Below are 25,636 nucleotides of genomic sequence, written 5' to 3' on the forward strand. Positions count from 1 at the left end.
GGTGTCGGGTCAGATCGAGGAGGGGAGTTCGACCTGGACGCCGTCCTGGCCCGACGGGGTCAGTCCGGGATAGAGCGGGAACGCCGCGGTCAGCGTGTCGACCCGGGCGCGGAGGGCCTTGAGGTCGGCTCCGGGACGCAGCGCGAGGGCGATGATGTCGGCGACCTCGGTGAACTCGACGTCGCCGAAACCGCGGGTCGCGAGGGCCGGCGTGCCGATGCGCAGGCCGGAGGTCACCATCGGCGGGCGCGGGTCGAAGGGCACCGCGTTGCGGTTGACCGTGATGCCGACCTCGTGGAGGACGTTCTCTGCCTGCTGACCGTCGAGCTCCGAGGTGCGGAGGTCGGCGAGCACGAGATGCACGTCGGTGCCACCGGTGAGCACATCGACGCCCGCAGTGCGCGAGTCGTCCGCGGTCAGGCGCTCGGCGAGCAGCTTGGCGCCGCGGATGGTGCGCTCCTGACGGTCTTTGAACTCGTCGGTCGCGGCGAGCTTGAACGCGGTCGCCTTGGCCGCGATGACGTGCATGAGCGGGCCGCCCTGCTGACCGGGGAACACGTTCGAGTTGAGCTTCTTGGCAAGCTCCATGTCGCGGCTGAGGATGAAACCGGAGCGCGGGCCGCCGATGGTCTTGTGCACGGTAGAGCTGACGACGTCGGCGTACGGCACGGGCGACGGGTGCAGCCCAGCGGCCACGAGCCCGGCGAAGTGCGCCATGTCGACCCAGAGCTTGGCGCCGACCTCGTCGGCGATCTCGCGGAAGGCGGCGAAGTCGAGCTGGCGCGGGTACGCGGACCAGCCGGCGATGATGACCTTCGGCTTATGCTCGAGCGCCTTGTCGCGCACCACGTTCATGTCGACCAGGAACGACTCGGGGTCGACGCCGTAGGCGACCGCGTTGTAGAGCTTGCCCGAGAAGTTGAGCTTCATGCCGTGGGTCAGGTGGCCGCCGTGGGCCAGCTCGAGACCGAGGATGGTGTCGCCCGGGGTGGCGATCGCCGAGAGCACGGCGGCGTTGGCGGACGCACCGGAGTGCGGCTGGACGTTGGCGTACTCGGCGCCGAAGAGGCTCTTCGCCCGGTCGATCGCCAGCCGCTCGGCGATGTCGACGTACTCGCAGCCGCCGTAGTAGCGACGGCCGGGGTAGCCCTCCGCGTATTTGTTGGTCAGCACGGAGCCGACCGACTCCAGAACGGCGCGCGGCACGAAATTCTCGGACGCGATCATCTCGAGATAGTCGCGCTGGCGGCCGAGCTCGAGAGCCAGCACCTCTGCGATCTCCGGATCGACCTCCGCCAGCGGCGCGGTGAAAGTGGACGGAAGAGTGTCGGTCACAATCGGCTCCTTCAAAACACGGATGAACACTGCATCGACCCAGGCGCGCGGCCGAATCCATCCGTTCGTTCGAGGTACCGTCGTCGCTCCCCGATGGTGACCATCTGAGCGCCAGTCGCGACGTGAGCAAGCATAGCAAAGCCGGGGCCACCGGAGCCGTGCTCATCAGTGCGCGGCTTGCTGATCGGTTGAGTGCCCTGCAATACTCGCTGATGGCCGTCCCGCGGGCGGGCAGTGCCGGCCGAAACCGAGTCTCCCCTACTGCGTTAGGAACATCCGTGGTCGTGCCTCGCCCCGCCCAGTTCGAGAACACGGGCGATGCGCCCTTCACCCTGTTGCCCGGAGCACGGATCATCGTCGCCGGACCGGGAGCCGACGCGGTCGGGCGGCTGCTGCGCGACGAACTGGCGACGGACTGCCGACGCGACCTCGTCGTCGTGCACGAACCTCCCGCGTTCGGCGACATCGCCATCGTGATCGCCGCCGATGAAGGTCCGGCCGGCCATGCGGCAGAGGGATACACGCTGGAGGTCTCGGCCGAGGGCGTGCGCATCGGCTCGGCGACGGCCACCGGCGCGTTCTGGGGCGTCCAGACGCTCCGTCAGCTGGTCCCGGCCGTCTGCGATGGCGACCCGCTCACCGTGGAGGCCGTGCGGATCAGCGACCACCCGCGCTTCGCGTACCGCGGCGCGATGCTCGACGTCGCCCGTCACTTCTTCCCGCCGGCGGACGTCAAGCGCTTCATCGACGCCATCGTGCTGCTCAAGGTCAATCGGCTCCACCTTCATCTGACGGACGACCAGGGCTGGCGGATCGAGATCGAATCCTGGCCGGAGCTGACCCGTCACGGCGGGTCGACCGGGAGCGACGGTAGCCGCGGCGGCTATTACACCGCAGACGAGTATCGCGACCTCGTCGCCTACGCGGCGGAACGCTGCGTCACGATCGTCCCCGAGATCGACATGCCGGGCCACACGAACGCGGCGCTGGCCTCCTATCCGGAACTGAATCCCGACGGCATCGCGCCGGCGCTGTACACCGGCTCGGAGGTCGGGTTCAGCACCCTGCAGACCGGCGACGCGGTGACCGACCGCTTCGTCCTCGACGTGATCGGCGAGGTCGCCGCCCTCACCCCCGGCCCCTACCTGCACATCGGCGGAGACGAGTGCTTGAGCACCCCGGCGCAGGACTTCCTGGCCTTCATCGACCACGCGACGCACGCAGTCGCCGATGCTGGCAAGATCCCGGTCGGCTGGCACGAGATGGGACGCAGCTCCGAGCTCCCGGCGGGCACAGTGGGCCAGTACTGGTCCTTCCGGACGCCGCAGCAGGGCGCGGCGGACGAGACGCTGTCGTTCGTCCGCGCCGGAGGGTCTGTGATCATGTCCCCCGCGGACGTCGCCTACCTCGACATCGTGTACGAAGAGGGCGACACGATCGGCCAGGACTGGGCCGACGGCGCCACAGACCTCCGCAGCTCCTACGAATGGGACCCGGCGCGGATCGTTCCCGGGCTCGGGGACCCGCACATCCTCGGCGTCGAGGCGCCTGTCTGGACGGAGACGATCGCGACGATCGAAGAGGTGGAGGACATGGTCTTCCCGCGCCTCGCCGCCGTTGCGGAGATCGGCTGGTCGGCTGCACCCGCCGACACCGCCGCCATCGAGACCGTCCGCGACTTCGACGACTTCGCATCGCGCGTCGGGCGGCTCGCCGAGCACTGGGATGCGTTGGGCACGTCCTACCGCCGCGTGAGCGGCGTGCCGTGGCCGGAGGTCATCGCCGGCTGACCCTGGCAGAGCGGGCTACCTTCGAACTGCGACGACGAAAGCCGGCGACCCCTGAGGATCGCCGGCTCTCTGTTCTACGAGGAGGAGGTCGTCGGTGTTACTGGGCCGCGACGTCAGCGCGCGAGCGACGACGACGGACGATGAGCAGCACGAGTCCGCCCACGAACAGCAGGACCGCGCCAGTCGCGATGCCGGTGATCGCGATGTCCGAACCGGTCATCGCGAGGTCGCGGCTCGGTCCGGAGTCCGGGTCGGTCGGTCCCACGGGCGTCACGACGGTCGTGACGACGAAGTTGTCCCACACCTCGCCGGCCGCGTTGATCACGTCGATCTCGTACTGGTCGCCGTGCTGCGCGCTCATCGGAATCGTGAAGCTGAACGTGTGCGATCCGTCCGTCGCCGCCGTCTTGCTGAACGTGCCCTCGGTAGCGGGCGCGGCCTTGACGGTCGTGGACGCCAGGTTCACGGTGTGAGCCTCGGTACCACGTATCTTGTGCGTGAGCGCCTCCTCCGACAGGTAGGTGTCGGTATCCGCGGTGTACGTGATCGTGTCGCCGGGGGCGCCGACGTACGTGTCCAGCACACCGTGCTTCGTTGAGTCATCGGGCCCCGGGGGGTAGGGAACGGCGTTCGCGCCCGCGGCCGGCGCCAGGGCCAGGGCCAGGGCGACGAGGCCGCCGAAGATCTTTTTTCGCATGGGTTCTCCTTTGTGTGGGTAGGCACGACCGATCGGAACGGGTCCGATCAGCCGCAGGTTCCGCGCTCGGCATAGCGCTCGAACGAGGTGGCGGTGGGGGTCGCGACGACCCGGTCGACGGTCGGCGAGCGCGTGGGCAGGACGGTGAATTCGGTCTCGACGACAGCCACTTGGCCCGGAGCGAGATCAACCATGGCGACGACGATGGGCTGACCATCGATCATGCGGGTTACCATTCGGGCCGCTTCACCATCGACGGTGATACGGACGGGACGCAGGCTGTCCGTGCCCGCGAACTGCACCATCGTCCGGATGTGTCCGGCTGGCAGGCCGGTCACTCCCGGGCCGGTCACCACCCAGGGCGCCGTGGCGATGTCCTCCGGGGCAGTGGACGCCAGAGTTGCGGTCGCCGCGATGGACCGGCTGCCCTTCTGCGCGGAGCACGTCGCGGTGACGGTCCCTTCGAGGTAGCCGTCCATCTTGCCGGCCGTGCCGTCGGCGAAGAACACACCGACAGGCGCACCGTCGTCGCTCAGTTGCGCCAGGGGGCCGCCGAGTGCTCCGCCCGCGGTCGCCTTCTGCAACGCGGGGTCGGCGAACCAAACCGAGATCCTGCCCTCGTCCGCCGCGGCGCTGAACTGCTTCGCCAGTGTGACGAGAGGCGTGCTGCTGCTGAAAAGCTTGTCGAACATCGCGCGGGTCAGCTCGCCGAAGAAGACGTCCTGCTGCGAACGATCGCCGATCTCGCGGTACACATCGGTCAGCAGCACGGCCGTCGCATTCTCCGCGGTGATCTGACGGCCTCCGACGGTGATCGGCCCCGTTGCCGCGAGAAGGTGAGAGATCGAGGCCGTGTCGATCGACACCACGCCGTCGAGCCCCGTGCCCTGCGACTTCTGCCAGAGGGAGTCGGTGAGCTCGCCGCTCCGGACGAAGTCCGGGGTCAGGCTCACGTTCTGGACGTACTCCCCCAACTGCACGCCGAACAGCGCTCGCTCCTCCGGAGTCACCGCGATGCCGTCGTTCTCGGCCGGGTTGAGGTCGTCGGGGACGAGCTGGCGCCCGAGTTCGATGCGGCCCGAGTCGGTCGTGAGCTCGGAGATCGCACCGGCGATCCCGCCGGTGGTCCGGAGCTCGGCGTTGTTGTTGAACAGGAGCGCGTACCGCTTGGCCCCGTCGACGCCCAGAGCACCGGGCAGCACCTCCACCGCGATGGAGAGCGCCGAGACGGTCGTGTGGAGGTCGCCGACGAGATCCCGGGCCTCGCGGACACCGGAGGCTAGCACCGGCACGAGGGCACCGGAGTCGGCATCGGCCAGGGTCTGCTCGCTCCGCGCGAGGGCGCCCTCGGCCTCGCCTAGGTCGCCCGCGGTCCCGGAGAGTGCTGCGACGTCGACCGTGCGGCTCGACAGCGAGACGGAGGCCGCGAGCGTCGAGAAGTCTGCGGCCACCGGTGTCAGGCCGTCACCGACCGCGACGGACAGTGCCTCGACGGTCAGCCGGTAGGCACGGAGATTGTCGCCGAGAAAGGGGACGAACTCCCAGGACCGCCACACGACGTCGGAGGTCAGCCCCTGCGCGTCGTCCAGCCGGGCGTCGAGGCCTCGAAGCCGGGCGGCGGAGGACGCACCCGCAGCAGGGTCGGCCGAGATCGTTGCGATGACGCTTCTGGCCTCTGCGCGCACGGCGGATACCTGCCCGTACGACATCATAAGCCGCACGCCGACCCAGGAACCGCACGCGACGACCACGAGCACGAGGGCACCGATGCCGGCGAAGACGATGCGTCTCGTCTTCGCCGAGCCTGCCTTCGTCGCTCGACGGCGTGCTCGATCGCTCATGCCACGGGTCCCCTTCGTTCGAACCCATGCTGCCGTCAGGCACACGATGCGGACGCGCGAATCGGAAGAACACCGGGCTACTGAGTCGACTATCCGGGATGGATCCCCGATATTGCGTGTCTGTCATTAGCATTATGCGTATTACTTGCGTGGGAGTCTGATCTCTACCGTTCCTTGTCTCTTCCGGAGTTCGACGTTGACCGATTCCCGTGCCGCCACCGCAGCGAGCCTCGTGGGGCGTGACCGCGCGTTGACGCTCGCCCGCGACCTCCTGTTCTCCGCGAGCGCCGACGTGGACGTCATCGGCCCGCGGCGCAGCGGGCGTTCGAGCATGGTCGAAGCGATCTCCGCCTTCGCGGATGACACGCAACGCACTGCCATCCGGGTGAACGGCGTGCGGTCCCTCGGCACGACGCCGCTGGCCGCGCTCCACGCCGCCGGACTCGGCGCGACCGCCGGCCAGGATCGCCGGAGCCCCTCTCCCCTGCAGCAGGCGATCGACGCGCTGACAGCGGCTGTCGCGCGCAACGACGCCGTCATCCTGGTCGACGACGCTGATCTCCTTGATGACGCGTCGACAGGCGCCGTCGACGCCGTCCGGCGCGCGACGGGCGTCCCGCTGCTGCGCACCCGCGCTCGGCTGGCCGAGGCGACGGAGTCCGGTTACGTCATCGAGCTGACGCCGCTGTCATACGACGAGCTGACCTCTGCCGTCACCCGGCGTCTCGGAGGCCCGGTGGACGTCACGACGATGAGCCGGCTGTACGCCGTGGCCGGCGGCAATGTCGGCGTCGCCATCTCGACGATCCAGCTCGCCGCGGTGGAGGGCGCACTCACCCGTCGCGCCGGCATCTGGACTGCGGAGAGCGACCTGTGGAGCCCGTCGCTGCGAGGGCTGGCACTCGATCACCTCGCCGACCTCGCACCCGCCGAGCGCTCCGCTCTCGAAGCGATCGCGATGGCAGCGGACGGCGACGCGGCGTCCCTCCGTGACCGCGGCGACGCAGCAGCGATGGATGCCCTCGAGGCGGCCAGAATGGTGAAGACGGTCCACCAACGGGGCAGACGCCGGATCGTGCTCGATCCTCCTCTGTTGTCCGAGCACTTCCGCCGTTCCGACGCGACCAGCCCCGCGCCCGACGCGCTGTTCGTCCGGCACGTTCACGAGGAGGCGGACGCGAGCCGCGCAGGGGCGACCGCCGAATGGCACCGCTCGCCGACGCCGCGGACGGCGCTCGCTCTCGTCCGAGCACTGATGGCGCCGACGGGCATGGCGCCCGGAGCCGCCGCCGAGCTCGACGCGGTCCTGACGGCAGCGACCGGCTACTCGGGAGATCCCGTCTCCCTCATCGGGCTCGCCGAGCTGCGCGCACGCCGGGAACTCGGAGGCGGGCAGGACCTCGAGACGGTGTCGGCGGCCCTCCACGCCGCTGTCTGCGCGCTCGGCGAGCCGTATTCGCGTGCCGCCGACGCCACGGTGGCGCTGCTCGCGGTGGAGGTCGGCACGGCACCCGGCACGGGCGTCGATCGGTCGGACGACGATCCAGCGCTGCCAGCGGACGTCCGCGCCCGCCTGCTGCTCGCCGCTCAGGCCGTCGCCCTCCAGCGTGGGCGGTTCGCCGACGCGCTCGACCTCCACGACCTGCTGCGTTCCCTCCCCGATACAAGGGCCTCCCCGATCGCAGATGCCCTGCATGGACTCGCACTGCTCGGCTCTGGGCGCCACACCGAGACGGCGGCGTGGGCCGCACGAGGGGCGGAGACCGCGCGGGAACGCCTGGACATCGACGCGCTGCGAGTGCACAGCCTCGTCGCGGGCCTGTGCCACCTGATCTCCGGCCGCTCGGACGACGCGTCGTCGGCCATCGCGACGGCGACCGCGCTCGGTGCCGCACCTGTTCCCGGCTCGGCCGCCGAGGTCGGCCTGCGCGGGCTCGCGGCGGTCATCGCGGCTCGCCGCGGCGACCTCCCGTGCGCCGAGCGCATCCGCGACGAGCTCGCCGGCGGTTCCGGCGCACAATCGCCCGCGAGCCGGGCGGCACTGGACTGGATCGACGCTCAGCTGGCCGCCGGTCGGGGACGCTCCGATCAGGCGGTGGCGCTGCTGCACAGGCTCGCGGGCAGACTCCGGTCGAACGGTCAGGAGTCCGCGGCCGCCTTCGCCCTCCTGACGGCCCTGGAGCACACCGCGGGCGAACACGGGCTGGAGGAGGCGCGGACGCTGATCGCCGGGCAGCAGTCCGAGCTGTTCGACGCGTACTTCGCCCACCTCGTCGCGCGCGGACAGCACGATCATGACGCTCAGCGCGCACTCGCGCCGCGGCTCGTCGCTGTCGGCCTCGAGCGACTGACCATCGGCGGCGGCGGCGACACGAGCTTCTTCTCGACACCGGTGGCGCTGACCGACAGGGAGCGCGAGATCATCCGGTTCGTCGCCGACGGACTCGTCTATCGGGAGATCGCGGCGAGACTCCACCTCAGCGCACGCACGGTCGAGGGCATCGCCGCGCGGATCATCCGCAAGCTGGACCTCCGCGACCGTAGAGAGCTCGCGGAGCTCGCGCTCTCCGGAGCCCTGTGACTGCGCTCACGGGTAACCGATGAACCAGAGAAGAACCAGCGCGATCGGCTGGAGCGCGATGCCGGCCACGAGAACGATCCGCCTGGCGCGCACATTGTGGGTGAGCCCGTGGGCGCCCGCCAGCGGGGCCAGCGGCATCAAGAGGCGCAACAGGCTCTGCTGCGGCAGGAACACCGCGAACAGGTACAGCGCGTAGCTGGAGGCGTACGCGACGACCTCCGTTCCGAGGGCGCGGATGCTGGGCCGGCTGAGCAGCCACGCGTAGCCGGCGATGACCGCGACGACCGCGATGGCGCCCGCGACGCTCGCGTAACGCCAGGTGAAGAGGAACCACGGTGTGAGCGGAACGAACGCGACCCTGCCGATGAACCCGGTCCACCATGACAGCTCGGTCTCGACGTAGGCCCCCGGCGTTCCCGTCACGGTGGCGGCGACCAGCGGCCACGCCAGCCCCGCGACCGCGGTCACGGCCCCCGCGACGATCATCGCGACGCGCTCGCGAATCCCGAAGTCCTCCTGGGCCCGCCGGGCGCGAACCGCGCGGATCACGAACATGATCCCGAGCGTCAGCGGCAGGGCGAGCTCGCCGGGGCGGGTGAAGGCCGCAGCCACGCCGAGCGGGATCACCGCCCAGTACCTCCGTGCCATGATCGCCCACAGCGCAGCGAAGAGGAGGACGAAGAACATGCTCTCCGCGTACGCGATCTGCAGCACGAACGACAGCGGGCCGAAGCAGAAGAACACGGCGGCCCACACCCCGCTCACCGCTCCGACGCGCGAGGCGACGAGACGGTACAGCACGAGACTCGCTGCCGCACCGCACAGCACCGCGACCAGGACGCCCGCGGGCGCGAAGCCGAGTCCGGTGGCCGCCATCAGCCCACGGACGACCAGAGGATACAACGGGAGGAAGGCCCACTCGTTCTGCTCGATATCGCCGTCCGCGTCGGTGGGCAGAGTGGCCGGGTAGCCATGCTCCACGATGCGCCGGTAGAAGGAGGCGTCCCAGCTGCCGGCGAAACCGAGGAAGGTCGGGTGGGACTGCGGGCTCCCACCCTCCCAGTGGAACGTGCCCGCCAGAAGGTACAGCGTGAGCATGAACAGCGTCGTGACGACGCGCGATGCGGCGTAGACCCCGAGGATTCCGGCCCACCAGGGCAGCTCGCGACCGAAGAGCCGCACGTGGCCGACATCGACTGAGGGCCCGACGGGATTCGCCGGGCGCAGCGAACTGGAGGTACCGGCCATCATCGAATCGATGCTACCCCGGGACCACCCTGGTGAGTGCCCCCCGCGTAGCCGGCAGGGACCAGACGCCGGTGGGGAGCACCCGCATCGCGCCACACGCGCGGGTGACCCAGCAGGAGGCAGTGGGAGGCGACCGTTACTTGACGCTGCCCGCGGTGAGCCCGCCGACGAGCCGTTTCTCGATGAGCGCGAACAGGATGACGACCGGGATCACCGCGACGACGGACACCGCGAACACGTACTGCCACGCGGCGTCGTACTGGCCGACGAACTTGGTGAGCGCCACCGACAGCGGCTGGTTGGCGTCCGTGGACAGGATCACGAGGCTGGCCGCGAACTCGTTCCAGGACGCTACGAACGTGTAGATGATCGCCGTCACGATCCCGGGCCACACCAGAGGCAGCTGCACCCGAAGGAGGACCGTCCATTTGCCCGCCCCATCGAGCTGGGCGGCCTCGTCGACCTCCTTGGGCACACCGGCGAAGAAGGTGTGCATGATCCAGATGGCGAAGGCGAGGTTGAACGCGGCGTTGACCAGGATCATCGCGAGCCAGGTGTCGTTGATCCCGAGCGCGACCATCTCTTTGAACAGGCCGGTCGCGAGGACCGTGGGCTGCAGCATCTGCGTCACGATGACGAGGAACAGGAACACCCCGCGCCCGGGGTAGCGGAACCGCGCCGTGTAGTACGCCGCGGGAACGCAGACCACGAGGACCAGCACCGTCGCGAACACCGAGATCACGATCGTGGAGATGAGGTTGAGCGGGAGCGGCGTCTCCGGCGTGGACCACATCGTGAGGTAGTTCTCGGGGTGCCACTGCGTCGGCAGGTAGGTCGGCGGGACGGCGAGGATGTTGTCCCGGCTCTTGAACGACCCGACCAGCATGATGAGGTACGGCGCGATGAACACCAGGGCGATCACGATGCCGGCGATCATCTTGCCCACGACGCGCCACGAGAAGCGCGAACGGGGGTGGCGGCGCTGGGCCGGCGCGGTGGCGGCCCCGGCGAGCGCGACAGGGGCCGGCGCGGTCACGAGACCTCCTTCATCGGCTTGACGATCCACAGATAGAGCGCGACGACGACGAGCACGATCAGGAAGTTGATCACGCTGAGCGCGCTCGACAGGTCGATGCGCTGCTCGTTCTGCAGCAGCTTGAACACATAGGTCGTCGTGGTGTCGGCCTTGTAGCCGGGGATCGTCCCGGTCATGAGCTTGAGGATCGGCAGGGAGTTGAAGACGTTGATGATGTTGATGAGGCTCGCCAGGGCGATCGCGGCGCGCAGGTTGGGGAGCGTCACGCCGAAGTAGGACCGGACAGCGCCCGCCCCGTCGACCTTCGCCGCCTCGAGCATGTCGCCCGGGATGCCGGCGAGGCCGGCGAGGATCGTGTATGTCGTGAACGGCAGCGACACGAACACCGCGATCGCGATCGACGACAGGAACGCCGGCACCGGCTCCTTGGTGAAGCCGAACGGCTGTGCGAGGACGTGGATGTCGACGAGGAACTTGTTGATGATCCCGTAGAACGGGTCGAGGCCGTAGACGAACACGGTCGTGGTCATGACCACGCTCGCCGCCCACGGGACGATGATCGCCATCCGCACCCAGCGCCTGCCGGGGAAGTTCTTGTCGAGGAACTGCGCGAGCGCGAGCGAGATCACCACGGTGATGGCCACGACCGAGACGACCCAGACGAACGTGTTGAGCAGGATCCCGGGGGTCTCGGGGCGGGAAAGCACGGTGATGTAGTTCTGCAGGCCGACCGAGCCGTGGTCGACCCCGGCGACCGAGATCTTCCGCGTCGAGTTGAAGATCATGTAGCCGGCGGGGAACAGCACGACGCCGAAGATGAGGATGAGCGCGGGGAGCGTCCAGGGCACGGCGTTCCACAGCGTGGTCGCGTTGGCGTGCTTGGCCGGCGGCACCCCCCGGCGGGGACGGCCGGTGGCCGCCCCCGCCGTGGTCGTTTCGATGGTCGAGCTCATGCCGGTTCTATTGGCCCGTGGCCTTCGACTGGATCGACTTGAGCAGGGTGGCCGGGTCGGCTCCCTGCCCGAGCTGGCCGATCTGGCTCTGGATGGCGCCCTGCGCGGCCGACCAGTCCTTGTTGGTCGACGGATAGAACTTCGCGTTGGGCAGCAAGTCGAGGAACGGCTTGATGTCCGCGTTCGATCCCATCGTGTCCGCTCCCGTCTTCGTGGTGGGCAGGAAGCCCTCCTCGCCGACCCACTTCGTGTAGACCGCAGGCGAGTAGAAGTAGTCGAGGAACTTCTTGATCGCCGGCTTGCGGTCGGTCTTGCTCTTGAACGCCATCAGGTGGTCGGCGACGCCCAGCGTGAAGGCCGAGCCGTCCTTCGTCGGGATCGGCGCGATCCCGTACTTCAGCGACGGGTTCTTGTCCTTGATCTGGCCGACTGTCGGCGGGAGGCCGACCTGCATGCCGAGCTGGCCCTGGATGAAGACGTTCATCAGCGGGGTGCGGTTGGTCGAACCCGGGTTCGCCTCCGTGAAGCCCTGGTTGATGATCTTCTGCATCTCGGTGGCGCCCGTGGTGTTCTCGGCGCTGTCGATTGTCAGCGTCTTGGCGTCGCCATAGCCTCCGCCCGCTCCGTAGAACCACACCGCAGTCTCGGCCTGGGCCTCCTCGGACCCGAGCGGCATCCCGTACGGTGTGACGCCGGCGGCCTTGAGCTTGGCGGCGTCGGCCTCGAAGTCGGCCCAGGTCTTCGGCGGCTCCGCGATGCCCGCCTTGGCGAAGTCGTCCTTGTTGTAGAAGAGCGCCCGGGCGGAGGCGATGAACGGCAGACCCCACTGGGTGCCGTCGATGCTGGCATTGTCCTTGAACGCCGTCTGGAAGTCGTTTAGGGTTTGCGACGACACGATGTCCTTCGCCGGGTAGAGCAGGTCGTCGGCCGCGAAGCCGGCGAACGCGTCGATGTTCAGGATGTCGGGCTGCTTGCCCGCCTGGATGCGCGTCTTGATGACGTTGTTGATGTCGGTCCAGGACTCGACGTCGAGGTTGACCGTGATGCCGTTGTTCTTGGCCTCGAAGTCCTTGATGATCTGCTGCCATTCGGCCTTGGTGTTGTCCGAGTAGCTGGCGACCATCAGGTTGAGGTCGTTGGCTCCGCCGGCCGAGTTGCCCGATCCCCCGCTGAAGCCGCAGGACGCAAGCGTCAGGGTGGCGACCGCCGCCGTGGCGACAGTGGCTCCCCACCGCACAGACTTCTTCATCGACTTTCCTCACTCTCGCTCTGGGTCACGACCGTCGCAGAACAGGTGCGGCACGCGACGATGCGTCCATGGATGATGCTTCGTGATTTGTTTTGAGGACAAACAATCAGATGCACTCATTGATTGGTCGAATACTTGCGCATCGCACGAGCCACGTCAAGGACGTTTGTTCGACTGCTTTACATATCGGAACACGCCCAACTTTCCCCGGCCGACCCTCCGACCAGCGATCGAAAATGATCACTAGACAACGGTTACGCTCATAAGCGATCATTGACGTGACCGAACCGTCGTCGCAGAGGAGTGAGCAGTGGCGTCCGACATCCGACCCGACGACCGGCTGGGCGCCGGGCACCCGGTGCTCGCCTTCGACGTCGGAGGCACGGATCTCAAAGCCGCCCTGGTGGACTCCTCCGGCCGTATGGTCGAACTCCTCCGCCGCCCCACTCCGCTCGACGGCGAGCGTACAGGGGACGCCGTCGTCGCGGCGGCCGCGACGCTCCTCGACGAGTTCCGCCGTACGTATCCCGAGATCGAGCCCGCGGCGGCCGGCCTGGTCGTGCCCGGTCACGTGGACGAGGTGCGCGGCGTCGGCGTCCTCGCCGAGAACCTGGGCTGGCGCGAGTACCCGTTCCGGGACCGTGCGTCGGAGGCCCTCGGCCTCCCGGTCTCGTTCAGCCACGACGTGCGGGCCGCCGGCGAGGCCGAGTACCGGCTCGGTGCCGCGAAGGACTTCCACGACGTAGTGGTGATGGCGATCGGCACCGGGATAGCCGGCGCGATCTTCATCGACGGCACGCTGTTCACCGGCGGGGGCATGGCCGGCGAGATCGGGCACTCGCGCGTCGCGGACGGCCCGGAGTGCGCGTGCGGCGGCCGCGGCTGCCTGGAGGCCGTGGCCTCCGCCGCCGCCATCGCCCGCCGCTACACCGCGCTCAGCGGCGTACCGGTCGCGGGGTCGCGGGAGGTGCTGGAACGCGCCGGGTCGGGTGATCCCGCGGCCCAGCGCATCTGGGACTCGGCGCTCGACGCCCTCGCGCTCGACTTGTCGCACACTGTCGCGCTGCTCGCCCCGGAGGCGATCGTCATCGGCGGCGGGCTCGCCCAGGCCGGCGAGGCCCTCTTCGTCCCACTCGCCGAACGACTCGACGGCATCCTGACCTTCCACCGGCGCCCGGTGCTGCTCGCCGCCCGCATCGGCGAGAACGCAGGCGTGATCGGCGCCGCCTTGCGTGCGCGGGAACTCCTCGCCGCACCCGTTCCCGAGAGAGCCCCATGATCCTCACCGTCACCCCCAACCCCGCCATCGACCTGACGTACCGCGTCGCCGCCCTGGACCCTGGGGAGACCCACCGCGTCGGGGCGCCGTCGGCACGCGCGGGAGGCAAGGGTCTCAACGTGGCCCGCGTCATCGCGCAGACCGGCGGTGCCGCGTTCGCGCTGACGACGGCGGGAGGCGCCCCCGGGCTGCGGCTCGCCGACGACCTGGAGGCCGCCGGGCTGCCGTCGGAACTCGTGCCCGTCTCCGCTCCGACCCGCAGCAGTGTCGCGATCGTCGACGAGGGCTCCGGGGTGACCACGATCTTCAACGAGACGGGCGGCGCCCTGTCGCCGGCCGAGTGGACGGCGCTCGGGGAGGCCGTCGAGCGGCTCGCCGTGCCGGCGACGGCGATCGTCGGCTCCGGCAGCCTCCCTCCCGGCGCTCCCGACTCGTTCTACGCCGACCTGGTAGAGGTCGCCCGCCGGCGCGGCGTCCCGTGCGTCATCGACGCGACGGGCCTCCCCCTGCTCGCGGCCGCCGAGGCGGGCGCCGACGTGCTCAAGCCGAATCGCCGCGAGCTCGCCGACACGGTCGGCGTCGACGACCCCGTCGACGGCGCACGCGCCCTGCTCGCTGCGGGTGCCCGGCTGGTCCTGGTCTCGCTCGGCGCCGACGGGATGCTGGCGGTGAGCGAGACGGATGTCTCCGCCGCGCGCCTGCCGCAGCCGCTCACCGGCAACGCGACCGGAGCGGGAGACGCCGCCGTCGCGGCCGTCGCGACCGCGCTCGCGTCCGGCATCACCGACCCGGTGACCCTCGTGCGGCGCGCCACCGCGTGGTCTGCCGCAGCCGTCGTCGGCCCGCTCGCGGGCGAACTCGACCCCGCCTACCCGGAGTACGAGGCCCGCCTCGTGCTCTCCTGACCTCGCAAACGCTGACCCACCGGAGATCCCCATGCCCCTCGTCCCCACTCTCGACCTCCTGCACGGAGCGGTCGCCGCGCACACCGGCGTCGCCGCGTTCAACGTGATCCACCTCGAGACGGCGGAGGCGCTCGTCGCGGCCGCCGAGGAGTCACGCCGCCCGGTCATCCTGCAGATCTCGCAGAACTGCGCGCAGTATCACGGCGCTCTCGAGCCCATCGCGCGCGGCGCCCTCGCCCTCGCGTCCGAGTCGTCCGCGCACGTCGCCGTGCACCTCGATCACGCCGAGAACGCCGCGCTGACGCGACGTGCGATCGACCTCGGGTTCGGGTCCGTCATGTTCGACGGCTCGAAGCTCCCGTACGACGCGAACGTGGAGGCGACCATGCGCGTCGTCGAGTACGCGCACGCCAACGACGTCTCGGTCGAAGCCGAGCTCGGCGAGATCGGCGGCAAGGACGGCGCCCACGCACCCGGGGTGCGCACCGACCCGGCCGAGGCGCGGCGGTTCGTCGCCGAGACCGGCGTCGACGCGCTGGCGGTCGCCGTCGGCAGCTCGCACGCGATGACCGAGCGCACCGCGCAGCTCGATCTCGGCCTGATCGGCTCGCTGCGACACGCCGTGCCTGTTCCGCTCGTGCTGCACGGCTCCTCCGGGGTGGCGGATGAGACGATCGAGGCGGCGATCCGCGCCGGCATCACCAAGGTCAACGTCTCCACCCATCTCAACCGCTTCTTCACGGCCGCGATCCGCGCCTACCTCGGCGCGAATCCGGACGTCGTCGACTCGCGCCGCTACGTGCGCGAAGGTCGCACCGCGGTCGCGGCGGAGGCGGCCCGGCTGATGACCCTGTTCGACGTCGCGACGCGCACCCCGGAGGCAACGGAGACAACCCGGAGATGAACAGAGCGGAACGCCTCAACGCGGTCCTCGACCTCCTGGCGGAGACTGGCCAGATCGAGGTCGAGGACATCGTCGCGAAGCTCAACGTCTCCGCGGCGACGGCGCGGCGCGACCTGGACGCGCTCGCGGCGCAGCAGTTGCTGACGCGGACCAGGGGCGGCGCGGTCGGGCAGTCGGTGGCGTACGACCTCCCGATCCGCTACAAGCGCGAGCAGCACGCGCCGGAGAAGCTCCGGATCGCGCAGGCGGCGAGCGCGCTCGTGCCGCGCGGATCCGTCGTCGGCCTGTGCGGCGGCACGACCAGCACGGCGGTGGCGAACGTCCTCGGCTCGCGCCCCGACCTCATGGAGCCGTCGCCGCACCCCAACCTCACCGTCGTCACCAACGCCATCAACATCGCCGCCCAGCTCGTGATGCGGCCGCAGATCAAGACGGTGGTCACGGGCGGCGTCGTGCACGCGCGCTCCTACGAGCTGGTCGGGCCGTACAGCGACGTCGTGCTGGAGAAGATCACGATGGACATCGCCTTCATCGGCGTCAACGGCATCGACCCCGTGGTCGGAGCGACGGTGCACGACGAGGGCGAGGCGAGCGTCAACTCGCTGATGGCGCGCCGAGCCACCAGAGCCGTCGTGGTCGCCGACTCGAGCAAGATCGGGCGCAAGGCCTTCGCCACTCTGGGCGGCCCCACGATCCTGACCACGCTGATCACCGACGACGGCATCACCGCCGAGCAGCGCGCCGCCTTCCTCGAGCAGGGCATCGAGGTGATCGTCGCGTAGGTTGGAGGGGATGACCGCGCATGTGATCCATTCCGCCCGTCTCGTCAGCGAGGGCCGTGTCGCCCGAAACGCCTGGGTGCTGTTCGACGGCGACCGCGTCGGCGCGACGGGCACTGGCGACGAGTGGGTTGCCGCCGTCGCCGGGGCACCGGACGCCGTCGTGACCGACGCCGACGGCGGGTGGCTGACTCCCGGCTTCATCGACCTCCACGGCCACGGTGGAGGCGGCGCGGCCTTCGACGACGGCCCCGACGCGATCCGCACCGCCCTCGACCTCCATCAGCGTCACGGCACGACGCGGTTCGTCGTGTCGCTGGTCACGGCGACCGTCCCGCAGCTCGCGGACCGGGTCGGCGCCGTCGCGGCTCTCGCCGCGGAGGACCCGCGTGTGCTCGGCTCGCACCTGGAGGGTCCGTTCCTCGACGTCGGCCACAAGGGCGCGCACGACCCGGCGCTGCTGCGGCCCGCGACTCCGGCCGACATCGACGTGCTCCTCGAGGCCGCACGCGGCACGCTGCGCCAGATCACGCTCGCCCCGGAGCTGCCCGGCGGCATGGACGCCGTGCGCGCGTTCGCCGGTGCGGGGGTCGCCGTCGCGGTCGGTCACACCGGCGCTGACTACGAGCAGACCCGCGCGGCCTTCGACGCGGGCGCGACCATCCTGACACATGCCTTCAACGGCATGGAGGGCATCCACCACCGCGCTCCCGGTCCCGTCGCCGCCGCGACCCGCACGCCCGGCGTCACAGTGGAGGTCATCAACGACGGCATCCACGTGCACCCGGAGGTCGTGCGGATGGCGTTCGCCGCGGCGCCCGGCCGGGTGGCGCTGATCACCGACGCGATGGCGGCGGCCGGAGAAGCCGACGGCGACTACCTGCTCGGCGCTCTGCACGTACAGGTACGAGATGGTGTCGCCCGGCTCACCGGGGGCGGCTCGATCGCGGGCTCGACCCTCACCCAGGACGACGCGCTCCGGCGCGCGGTCCAGGAGGTCGGCGTGAGTGTCGAGGAGGCCGTGCGCGCCCTCACCGAGACACCTGCCGCCGCCATCGGGCGCGCGGCCGACCTCGGCCGGCTCGCCCCGGGTCACGCGGCCGACGCCGTGCTGCTCGACGACGGCTTCCGCGTGCTGCAGGTGTGGTCCGCGGGCGCGCCCGTCCCCCGCTGAGACGACCGGTCGGGCACCGAGAAGCTCAGGCGCCGACCACGCCGACCACGTCACGGCTGCTGACGATCTCGATGAGCGGGGCGTAGAGCGCCATCGCGTCGAGCGCGCGCTGGTGGTCGGCATCGGTGATCCCGGCGCACGCATCCGCGACGACGAGCACGCGGAGGCCCGCGTCGGCCGCGGCGAGCGCCGTCGACAACACGCAGCAATCCGTGGCGACGCCGGTCAGCACGAGTTCGTCGGCATCGCCGATCGCCTGCCGCAGCTGCGGCCCCCACTTGCCGAACGTCGGCAGCGTCACGACGGGATGGCCGGTGTCTCGGAACGCCAGCACCTGGTCGTAGAGCGGGTCGTCTGCCGGCACCAGGGCGAACGGCCACTGCTCGTAGTAGCGGATCCACGCACCCTCCGGGCGGGCGGGGGCGATGAACCGGGTGAAGACCGCTCGCCGGCCGAACGTCGGCAGCATGCCGGCGATCACGGCCTCCGCCTCGGTGAACCGCGGCGTGAACCAGGGGCTCGCCGGGTTGCCGAAGACCTGCTGCATGTCGACGACGACGAGCACGCGCTCCGTCATCGCTGCTCCTGTCGGCGGATGCCGCCTCGGCCGAACAGCACGATCCCGAGGAAGCCGACCGCCAGCGACACCAGGACGCCGAGGTTGGCAGAGGCCCAGTCGCCCGTCGTGCCGCCGAGGCCCAACGGCCCGAGCAGGTAGCCCTGCCAGCTCAGCCAGTCGGCGGCGCCGTTGGTGACCAGTCCCCAGCCCGCTGCGGTGCCCACCACGATCAGGGCGATCGGAAGCCAGCGCACCGCTCCGTACCGGCCGCGACGATCGTAGAGCTCGGCCTCCGCGTAATCGCGCCTGCGCAGTGCGATGTCCGCGACGAAGACCCCGCACCACGCGGCGATCGGCACGCCCAGCGTGATGAGGAAACCCTGGAACGGCCCGAGGAAGTCGCTCGCGAAGAACACGACGTAGACAGCGCCCGCCGTCATGATCAGCCCGTCGATCCCCGCGGCGACGTACCGCGGGACCCGGATGCCGACACTCAGCAGCGCGAGGCCGGAGGAGTAGATGTCGAGCACGGCGCCCCCGACCAGACCGAGCACCGCGACGATCACGAACGGCACCAGGAACCAGGTCGGCAGCAGGGAGGCCAGCGCACCGATCGGATCGGCCGCGATCGCCTTCGAGAGCGACTCCGAGGAACCGGCGAGCAGGATCCCGAAGATCAGCAGCAGGACCGGCGCGAGCGACGAGCCGAAGGTGGTCCAGCCGACGACGCCGCTGCTCCGAGTCGTCCGCGGGAGGTAACGGGAGTAGTCGGCGGCCGTGTTCACCCAGCCGAGCCCGAAGCCGGTGAGCATGAACACGAAGCCGCCCACCACGTGCGGAAGGTCCCCGGCCGGCAGGGCGGAGACCGCGCCGAGGTCGATGTGGCCGAGCACCAGGGCGATGTAGAGCACCGTGAGGACGCCGGTGACGATCGTGATCACGACCTGCATGCGCATGATGAGGTGGAAGCCGATCACGCCTCCGGCGACGACCAGGCCCACTACGACGATCAGAGCGACGACCTTGGTCGCCGTGCCGCCCTCCCAGCCCAGCCGGGTGAAGACCGTCGCCGTCGCGAGCACGGCGAGTGCGGTGAGGACGGTCTCCCAGCCCACGGTCAGGAGCCACGACAGCGCCGAGGGCACCCTGTTGCCCTCCACCCCGAACACCGCGCGGCTCAGGACCATCGTCGGAGCGGAGCCGCGCTTTCCCGCGAGGGCGATCACCCCGCAGAGCAGGAACGACGCGACGATGCCGACGACGCCCACGATCGTCGCCTGCCAGAACGAAATGCCGAACCCGAGCAGGAACGAGCCGTAGCTGAGGCCGAACACCGACACGTTGGCACCGAACCACGGCCAGAACAGGTCGCGCGCCCGTCCTCTGCGCTCGCTCTCGTGGATGGTGTTGAGCCCGTTGAGCTCCACGCCGAAGGTCGCCGTCGCGCCCCCGCCGCGGCCGGGCCGATCGTCACCGCTCGTCATGAACCGATCCAAGTGCACCGGTCGCCCGCCGTCAACCGATCGCCTGCGCACGGCCGCTACCCTGGACGGATGGACTCCACCGGCTCTTCCGGCTCACTCGGCCCTTCCCGCCCCGACGGCACCGCGAGCCCCGCCGCCTCCGCCAATCACTGGGTGCTGACCTTCAGCTGTGCAGACCAGCCCGGCATCGTGCACGCGGTCTCCGGTGCGATCGTCGCCGCGCGCGGCAACATCACCGAGAGCCAGCAGTTCACGAGCACCGACACCGGCCGGTTCTTCATGCGGCTCCAGGTCGAGTCGGAGGCCGACCGCGCCGAGTTCGAGCGGGCGCTCGCTCCGGTGGTCGACCGCTTCGGGATGACGCACAACGTCGACAACGTCGGTCGCCCGCTGCGCACGCTCGTGCTGGCCTCCACCGCTGCGCACTGTCTCAACGACCTCCTGTTCCGGCAGCGCGCAGGACAGCTGCCGGTGACGATTCCCCTCGTGCTGTCGAACCACGGCACCCTGCGCGACCTGGCCGGGTTCTACGGCGTCCCGTTCGAGTCGCGACCGGTCACCGACCCGGAGTCGAAGGCCGCGTTCGAGTCCCGCATCCTGGAGGCGGTGGAGGAGCACGACATCGAGCTGGTAGTGCTCGCGCGCTACATGCAGATCCTCTCCCCCGAGCTCTGCGAGAAGCTCGCGGGCCGCGCCATCAACATCCATCACTCGTTCCTCCCCGGATTCAAGGGCGCCAACCCGTACCGGCAGGCGCACGCGCGTGGTGTGAAACTCATCGGCGCGACCGCGCACTTCGTCACGAGCGACCTCGACGAAGGGCCGATCATCGAGCAGAACGTGGTGCGCGTCGACCACACCCGCAGCGTGCCCGAGCTGGTCGCGATCGGCCAGGACGAGGAGAGCCGCACCCTCACCCAGGCGGTCAAGTGGTTCGCGGAGGACCGCGTACTGCTCGACGGGGCGCGCACCATCATCTTCCGCTGAGAGCGCGCGGCTACACTGGTCCGGTGACGTCCACGCCCGACCCGAACACCACCGCCGTAGAGCGCCCGGTCGCCCTGCGGGCCAACGACATCCTGCGCTTTCTCCTCGAGATCTTCGCGATCGTCTCGCTGGGCATCTGGGGGTTCGTCGGCTGGCCGCTGCCGTGGAACATCGTCGTCGGGATCGGCGCTCCCGTTCTGGCCATCCTGCTGTGGGCGTTGTTCCGCTCGCCGAAGGCCGTGCTGCACGCCGATCCGTTCGTGAAGGCGATCGTCGAGCTCGTCGTGATGGGGTCGGCCGCGTTCGCCTGGTGGAGTCTGGGTCAGCCGATCGTCGCGCTCGTGTTCGCCGTGGTGGCCACGGTGAGCGGCGTGATCAACGGGCGGCGCGAGTTCGCATGACCGGCGTCGTCGTCCATGACGCCCGCAAAGTGGATGCGAGCGGACTGGTCGACGAGTTCTGGATGGTCGCCGACGGCGACCGCATCGTCGCGACCGGCTCCGGAACGGGCTGGCACGAAGCGGCGCGCGTTCCGGGTGCGGAGGTCGTGGATGCCGGCGGTCACTGGCTGACGCCCGGCTTCATCGACCTGCACTGCCACGGCGGCGGCGGGCATCCCTATGACGACGGTCGCGACGAGATGCTCGCCGCGCTGACGACCCACCGCGCGCACGGCACCACTCGTGCGCTCGTCTCGCACGTCGCGAACCCACTCGCCTCGCTGCGCGAGAGCCTCGGCGTCGTCGCCGACCTGACCGCGGTGGACCCGATGGTGCTCGGCTCGCACCTGGAGGGTCCGTTCCTGGCGCGCGAGCGCCGGGGCGCCCACGATGACGCCTTCCTGCGCGAGCCGGGGCCCGAGATGGTGGAGGAGCTGATCGGGGCGGCGCGCGGCACGCTGCGCACGGCGACGATCGCGCCGGAGCTGCCGAACGCACTGGAGGCCATCGGCGTGCTCATCGAGGCAGGCGTGGTCGTCGGCATCGGCCACACCGCGGCCGACTACGAGCAGGCCCGCCGGGCGTTCGAGGTCGGCGCGCGCCTCCTGGTGCACGCGTTCAACGCGATGAACGGCATCCACCACCGCGCCCCGGGGCCGGCGATGGCCGCGATCGAGAACCCGGAGGTTACGCTCGAGCTCATCCTCGACGGCCTGCACGTGCACCCGTCGGTCGCCGGCCTGCTGTTCCGGGAGGCGCCGGGCCGCGTCGCGCTGGTCACCGACGCGATGGCCGCGGCGGGGGCCTCCGACGGCGACTACCGGCTCGGCGGCCTCAACGTCAGCGTGCGCGACGGGCTCGCGGTGCTCTCCGGCACGAAGACCATCGCCGGCTCGACCCTCACGCAGGACGCGGCGCTCCGCAACGCGATCACGCTCGTCGGCCTCGACCCGGTGACCGCGGTCACCGCGCTGACGCAGGCGCCGGCGAAGGCGCTCGGCGAGGCGCACCGCTTCGGGCGCCTCCACACCGGCTACGCCGCGGACGCCGTGCTGCTCGACCACGCGTGGCACGTGCGCCGAGTCCTCGCCGACGGCCGCCTCCTGTAGGCGCGGGCGCGCCCTACAGTTTCTGCCAGGCCGGCTTGTGGTCGTAGGCGTACCGGTAGTAGTCGATGTTCGCCAGGCGGGAGGCCGCCTCCTCGTCCACCAGCACGGTCACGTGCGGGTGCAGCTGAATGGCCGAGCCCGGGTTGGAGGCGGACACGGGACCCTCCACGGCGCCGGCGAGCGCCTCCGCCTTGCCCGCTCCGAACGCGAGCAGCAGCAGGTGCCGCGCCTTGAGGATGGTCGAGAGCCCCTGGGTGATGCAGTGCATGGGCACGTCGTCCTCGCTGTCGAAGAAGCGCGCGTTGTCCTTGCGGGTCTGCTCGGTCAGCGTCTTCACCCGCGTCACCGACGCGAACGACGAGCCGGGCTCGTTGAAGCCGATGTGGCCGTCGGTGCCGATGCCGAGGATCTGCACGTCGACGCCGCCGGACTCGGCGATCGCCCGTTCGTAGTCGGCGCCGGCGTGCTCGATCGTCGCGATGGCGCCGTTGGGCACGTGGATGAGCGACGGCGTGAGCCCGAGCGGCTCGACGACCTCCCGCGTGATGACGGCACGGTACGACTCGGGGTGACCCGCAGGCAGGCCGACGTACTCGTCGAGCGCGTAGCCGCGCACGTGCGAGACGTCCAGGCCATTCTCGGAGATCCGCCGGGCCAGCGCCCGGTACACCGGGAGCGGGGTGGACCCGGTCGCGAGCCCGAGCACCGCGTCGGGTTTGGCGGCGATCAGCCGCTGGATCGACTCCGCCGCGAGCTCGCCCGCCGCGTCCTTGTCTGCGACGACGACGACTTCAGCCATCTGTTCCTCCTACGAACGCCGCTCCGAGCGCGGCGACTGGCGTTCCTTCCGGGACGAGGCGCACTCGCCGGGACAGCGCGAGAGACGCGAGGAACGGGGATGACCGCGCCCACCCGTCGAGCACCTCGTGGACATCGCTCAGCAGCCGGTCCCCGAGATGACGGAGGCCGCCGCCGATCACCACCGTGTCGACGTCGACGGTCAGCATGAGGACCCGCACCGCTGCGGCGATACCCTCCGCAAGCCTAGCGGCGATGGCGCGCGCCTCGCTGTCGCCGTCGGCGGCCGCGGCGTAGAGCGCGCGCGCAGGCAGTGGGTCGTCGGTGCGCCACTGCCGGGCGATGCCGGAGCCGCTGGCCACCGTCTCCAGGCAGCCACGCTGACCGCACCGGCAGAGCGCGCCGGCGGGGTCGACGGGGAGGTGCCCGATCTCGCCGGCGATGCCGGTGGCGCCGCGCCAGAGTCGGCCGTCCACGACGATGCCCGCCGCCATCCCGGTGCCCAGGTTGAGGTACGCCATCGACCCGCCCAGTCCGAGCAGGTGGAACGCGCCGAGGGCCGCAGCCTTCACGTCGTTCTCCACCCGCACCCCGACGCCGAGCCTCCCGGCCAGCTCACCGCCCAGCGCAAGACTCTCCACGCCGAGGTTGACGGCGTGGGCCACCTGCCCGGAGTCGCTGTCGACCATCCCGGGGATGCCGATGCCGATGGAGGAGAAGCCCTCGGCGGCGAGCCCAGTGAGCTCGCCGATGCGGGCGACGGCGGTCACCGCCGTCTCCACGACGGCCGCGTGCCCGAATCCCGTGGCGAGGCGGACGCGCTGCGCGAGCGCTCCCCCGTCGTCGACGGCGACCGCGTCGGTCTTGGTGCCGCCGATGTCGATGCCGAGTCTCACAGGGTCTCCCCCGTGTTCGACGCCGAGTCGTCGTCCAGGAGCTCGATGAGCGCGCGGCCGATCAGGCGGGAGGCGCCGAACGTCGCGATGTCCGCGTAGGCGCGGTCGTCGCTCGGCCAGCCCATGTCGACGACGAGCACGCTGTCGCGTTCCGCGCGCAGCCGGTCGATCGCCGCGCGGGCGAACCCGTGCCGGTGGTTGTCCTTGCCGACGACGAGCACGGGCGAGGAGGCCGCGAGCACCAGGTCGGGATGGTCTCGCTCGGTGAACACCACCAGCGGGTTGGCGGCGAAGCGGGAGCTCGCGCCGCCCGTGCGGCCCGCCTCCGTGGAGCCCGCCGCAGCGACCTCGGCGAACGGCCCCCACGGAGCCCGGCCGATGGCGATGTTCGCGACGGTGTCGAGGCGCACGACCGAGTAGCGGCCGTGGTGGTCGCGCAGCCAGGCGGCAGCGGGCTCGGAGATGTCGAACGCCTCGAGCGCACGACGCACGTCCGCCTCCTCGATGTCCCCCGCCCGGCCGCGGGCACCGGCGGACGGACCGGCCGTGTGGGCGGCGGCGTCGGCGCGCGCGCCCCGGGCCAGCGCGAGGACACGGCCTGCGGCCTCCTCGACGCGGCTCGCCGTGAGCCGGCCCGCGACGATCGCGGCGTCGACGGCCCCTTCGATCTCGGCGAGCTGGGCGTCGGTGTTCTCGGTACCGATGCACAGGAGGTCGCAGCCCGCGGCGAGCGCGAGGACGGCCGCCTCGGGAATGCCGCGCTCGCCGCTCGCTCCGTGCATGTCGAGTGCGTCGGTGACGACCACGCCCGTGAACCCGAGCTCGCCGCGCAGAATGCCTTCGACGACGACGCTGCTGAAGGTCGCCGGGAGGTCGGGATCGATGCGCGGAAGCAGGATGTGCGAGGTCATGACCGTTCGCGCTCCGGCCTCCACGACCGCCCGGAACGGCTTCAGCTCGCGCTCGCGCAGCTGCTCGGCGGTGAGGGCGACCTCCGGGAGCTCCAGGTGGGAGTCTTGGGCGGTGTCGCCGTGGCCGGGGAAGTGCTTGGCGCAGACGGCGACACCGGCGGACTGCAGGCCGCGCGTCCACGCGGCGCCCTGCTCCGCGACCACCTCGGCAGACGAGCCGAAGCTGCGCACCCCGATCACCGGGTTGTCGGCGTTGGAGTTGATGTCGACGTCCGGAGCCAGGTCGAGGTTCACCCCGACGGCGTGGAGCTCCTCGCCGACGCGGCGCGCGACCGACTCGGTGTACGCGGCATCGCCGAGCCGACCGAGCACGGCGTTGCCGGGGAACGGCGACCCGCGGTCGTAGTAGAGCCGGGTGACATCCCCGCCCTCCTCGTCGATCGCGACGATCGCGTCGGGGTTGGCGGCGTAGATGGCGTCGGTCAGCGCGCGCAGCTGGGCAACCGACTCGACGTTCTGACCGAAGAGGCACACCCCGCCGAGCCCGTTCCGCAGCCTCTCTTCGAGCCACGCCGGCAGTGTGGTGCCCACGAACCCGGGGAGAAGGGTCGCTGCGATGCGGCGGCGGGCGGTGTCGGTCGGGCTGGGCGTTCCGATCGCGTCAGACCGGGTGACCGACAT

General features: G+C 70.5%; 22 protein-coding genes and 1 riboswitch. Of the genes, 10 read left to right on the forward strand and 12 right to left on the reverse strand.

The window, feature by feature from the left end; all coding sequences use genetic code 11:
- Positions 1–9: 9 nt before the first annotated feature.
- On the reverse strand, positions 10–1,335 hold the full coding sequence (gene glyA / locus ACPPVW_RS02845; RefSeq protein ID WP_426625038.1) for a serine hydroxymethyltransferase: 1,326 nt from the start codon (positions 1,333–1,335) through the stop codon (positions 10–12).
- Positions 1,336–1,365: 30 nt separating this feature from the next.
- A riboswitch (ZMP/ZTP riboswitch) is annotated at positions 1,366–1,464 on the reverse strand.
- 149 nt (positions 1,465–1,613) lie between these two features.
- On the opposite strand from glyA, the gene ACPPVW_RS02850 reads away from it, so the two are divergent.
- Complete coding sequence (locus ACPPVW_RS02850; RefSeq protein WP_426625039.1) at positions 1,614–3,125, forward strand: family 20 glycosylhydrolase; 1,512 nt, start codon at positions 1,614–1,616, stop codon at positions 3,123–3,125.
- A gap of 97 nt (positions 3,126–3,222) precedes the next feature.
- Here the strand turns inward: ACPPVW_RS02850 and ACPPVW_RS02855 are convergent, their stop codons facing one another.
- The gene (locus tag ACPPVW_RS02855) at positions 3,223–3,822 is read right to left on the reverse strand and encodes a hypothetical protein (RefSeq protein WP_426625040.1); all 600 of its coding nucleotides are present in this window, start codon (positions 3,820–3,822) and stop codon (positions 3,223–3,225) included.
- A gap of 47 nt (positions 3,823–3,869) precedes the next feature.
- Complete coding sequence (locus ACPPVW_RS02860) at positions 3,870–5,663, reverse strand: DUF4012 domain-containing protein (protein WP_426625041.1); 1,794 nt, start codon at positions 5,661–5,663, stop codon at positions 3,870–3,872.
- A gap of 196 nt (positions 5,664–5,859) precedes the next feature.
- On the opposite strand from ACPPVW_RS02860, the gene ACPPVW_RS02865 reads away from it, so the two are divergent.
- Positions 5,860–8,244 carry a LuxR C-terminal-related transcriptional regulator gene (locus ACPPVW_RS02865; protein ID WP_426625042.1) on the forward strand — a complete coding sequence of 795 codons (2,385 nt, stop codon included), beginning with the start codon at positions 5,860–5,862 and terminating at the stop codon, positions 8,242–8,244.
- Between the two features lie 6 nt (positions 8,245–8,250).
- Here the strand turns inward: ACPPVW_RS02865 and ACPPVW_RS02870 are convergent, their stop codons facing one another.
- The 4 genes from ACPPVW_RS02870 to ACPPVW_RS02885 all read right to left on the reverse strand — a co-directional run bounded on the left by ACPPVW_RS02870 (position 8,251) and on the right by ACPPVW_RS02885 (position 12,730).
- Entirely contained in the window at positions 8,251–9,495 is a 1,245-nt protein-coding gene (locus ACPPVW_RS02870; protein ID WP_426625043.1) for a mannosyltransferase family protein, read from the reverse strand.
- Between the two features lie 133 nt (positions 9,496–9,628).
- Positions 9,629–10,528 (reverse strand): carbohydrate ABC transporter permease, encoded by a 900-nt coding sequence (locus ACPPVW_RS02875; protein ID WP_426625044.1) that lies wholly within the window; start codon positions 10,526–10,528, stop codon positions 9,629–9,631.
- Entirely contained in the window at positions 10,525–11,481 is a 957-nt protein-coding gene (locus ACPPVW_RS02880; protein ID WP_426625045.1) for a carbohydrate ABC transporter permease, read from the reverse strand. The genes ACPPVW_RS02875 and ACPPVW_RS02880 overlap by 4 nt, the downstream gene beginning before the upstream one ends.
- A 7-nt stretch (positions 11,482–11,488) precedes the next feature.
- Positions 11,489–12,730 carry an extracellular solute-binding protein gene (locus ACPPVW_RS02885; RefSeq protein WP_426625046.1) on the reverse strand — a complete coding sequence of 414 codons (1,242 nt, stop codon included), beginning with the start codon at positions 12,728–12,730 and terminating at the stop codon, positions 11,489–11,491.
- Between the two features lie 310 nt (positions 12,731–13,040).
- On the opposite strand from ACPPVW_RS02885, the gene ACPPVW_RS02890 reads away from it, so the two are divergent.
- Genes ACPPVW_RS02890 through nagA (ACPPVW_RS02910) form a run of 5 tightly spaced genes read left to right on the forward strand, consistent with a single transcriptional unit; the run spans position 13,041 to position 17,771 of the window.
- Positions 13,041–14,009, forward strand: a complete 969-nt coding sequence (locus tag ACPPVW_RS02890) for an ROK family protein (protein WP_426625047.1) — start codon at positions 13,041–13,043, stop codon at positions 14,007–14,009.
- Entirely contained in the window at positions 14,006–14,914 is a 909-nt protein-coding gene (locus tag ACPPVW_RS02895; RefSeq protein WP_426625048.1) for a 1-phosphofructokinase family hexose kinase, read from the forward strand. The genes ACPPVW_RS02890 and ACPPVW_RS02895 overlap by 4 nt, the downstream gene beginning before the upstream one ends.
- Before the next feature lie 31 nt (positions 14,915–14,945).
- Positions 14,946–15,818: a class II fructose-bisphosphate aldolase gene (locus ACPPVW_RS02900; RefSeq protein WP_426625049.1), complete on the forward strand. Its 873-nt coding sequence runs from the start codon at positions 14,946–14,948 to the stop codon at positions 15,816–15,818.
- Positions 15,815–16,600, forward strand: a complete 786-nt coding sequence (locus tag ACPPVW_RS02905; protein ID WP_426625050.1) for a DeoR/GlpR family DNA-binding transcription regulator — start codon at positions 15,815–15,817, stop codon at positions 16,598–16,600. Before ACPPVW_RS02900 ends, ACPPVW_RS02905 begins: the two co-directional genes overlap by 4 nt.
- Before the next feature lie 10 nt (positions 16,601–16,610).
- Entirely contained in the window at positions 16,611–17,771 is a 1,161-nt protein-coding gene (gene nagA / locus ACPPVW_RS02910; RefSeq protein WP_426625051.1) for an N-acetylglucosamine-6-phosphate deacetylase, read from the forward strand.
- Between the two features lie 25 nt (positions 17,772–17,796).
- Here nagA (ACPPVW_RS02910) and ACPPVW_RS02915 read toward each other — a convergent pair whose 3' ends face one another.
- Positions 17,797–18,348, reverse strand: a complete 552-nt coding sequence (locus tag ACPPVW_RS02915) for a cysteine hydrolase family protein (RefSeq protein ID WP_426625052.1) — start codon at positions 18,346–18,348, stop codon at positions 17,797–17,799.
- Positions 18,345–19,814, reverse strand: a complete 1,470-nt coding sequence (locus ACPPVW_RS02920) for a purine-cytosine permease family protein (protein ID WP_426625053.1) — start codon at positions 19,812–19,814, stop codon at positions 18,345–18,347. Before ACPPVW_RS02920 ends, ACPPVW_RS02915 begins: the two co-directional genes overlap by 4 nt.
- A gap of 69 nt (positions 19,815–19,883) precedes the next feature.
- Here ACPPVW_RS02920 and purU point away from each other — a divergent pair, with 69 nt between their 5' ends.
- From purU to nagA (ACPPVW_RS02935), 3 genes are read left to right on the forward strand one after another with little or no spacing between them, the layout of a single operon-like run.
- The gene (gene purU / locus ACPPVW_RS02925) at positions 19,884–20,801 is read left to right on the forward strand and encodes a formyltetrahydrofolate deformylase (protein ID WP_426625054.1); all 918 of its coding nucleotides are present in this window, start codon (positions 19,884–19,886) and stop codon (positions 20,799–20,801) included.
- A 23-nt stretch (positions 20,802–20,824) separates the two neighbouring features.
- Entirely contained in the window at positions 20,825–21,202 is a 378-nt protein-coding gene (locus ACPPVW_RS02930; RefSeq protein WP_426625055.1) for a YrdB family protein, read from the forward strand.
- The gene (gene nagA / locus ACPPVW_RS02935; RefSeq protein ID WP_426625056.1) at positions 21,199–22,350 is read left to right on the forward strand and encodes an N-acetylglucosamine-6-phosphate deacetylase; all 1,152 of its coding nucleotides are present in this window, start codon (positions 21,199–21,201) and stop codon (positions 22,348–22,350) included. The genes ACPPVW_RS02930 and nagA (ACPPVW_RS02935) overlap by 4 nt, the downstream gene beginning before the upstream one ends.
- A gap of 13 nt (positions 22,351–22,363) precedes the next feature.
- On the opposite strand, the gene ACPPVW_RS02940 is transcribed toward nagA (ACPPVW_RS02935), so the two are convergent.
- The 3 genes from ACPPVW_RS02940 to nagZ are packed head-to-tail and all read right to left on the reverse strand — an operon-like array spanning position 22,364 to position 25,636.
- The gene (locus ACPPVW_RS02940; RefSeq protein WP_426625057.1) at positions 22,364–23,149 is read right to left on the reverse strand and encodes a glucosamine-6-phosphate deaminase; all 786 of its coding nucleotides are present in this window, start codon (positions 23,147–23,149) and stop codon (positions 22,364–22,366) included.
- A complete protein-coding gene (locus ACPPVW_RS02945; protein WP_426625058.1) occupies positions 23,142–24,044 on the reverse strand; it encodes an ROK family protein in 903 nt (300 codons plus the stop codon). Before ACPPVW_RS02945 ends, ACPPVW_RS02940 begins: the two co-directional genes overlap by 8 nt.
- Positions 24,041–25,636 (reverse strand): beta-N-acetylhexosaminidase, encoded by a 1,596-nt coding sequence (gene nagZ / locus ACPPVW_RS02950; RefSeq protein ID WP_426625059.1) that lies wholly within the window; start codon positions 25,634–25,636, stop codon positions 24,041–24,043. Before nagZ ends, ACPPVW_RS02945 begins: the two co-directional genes overlap by 4 nt.

Origin of the sequence: Leifsonia sp. McL0607, from assembly GCF_049993355.1 — a bacterium.
In the GTDB taxonomy this organism is placed as follows: domain Bacteria; phylum Actinomycetota; class Actinomycetes; order Actinomycetales; family Microbacteriaceae; genus Leifsonia.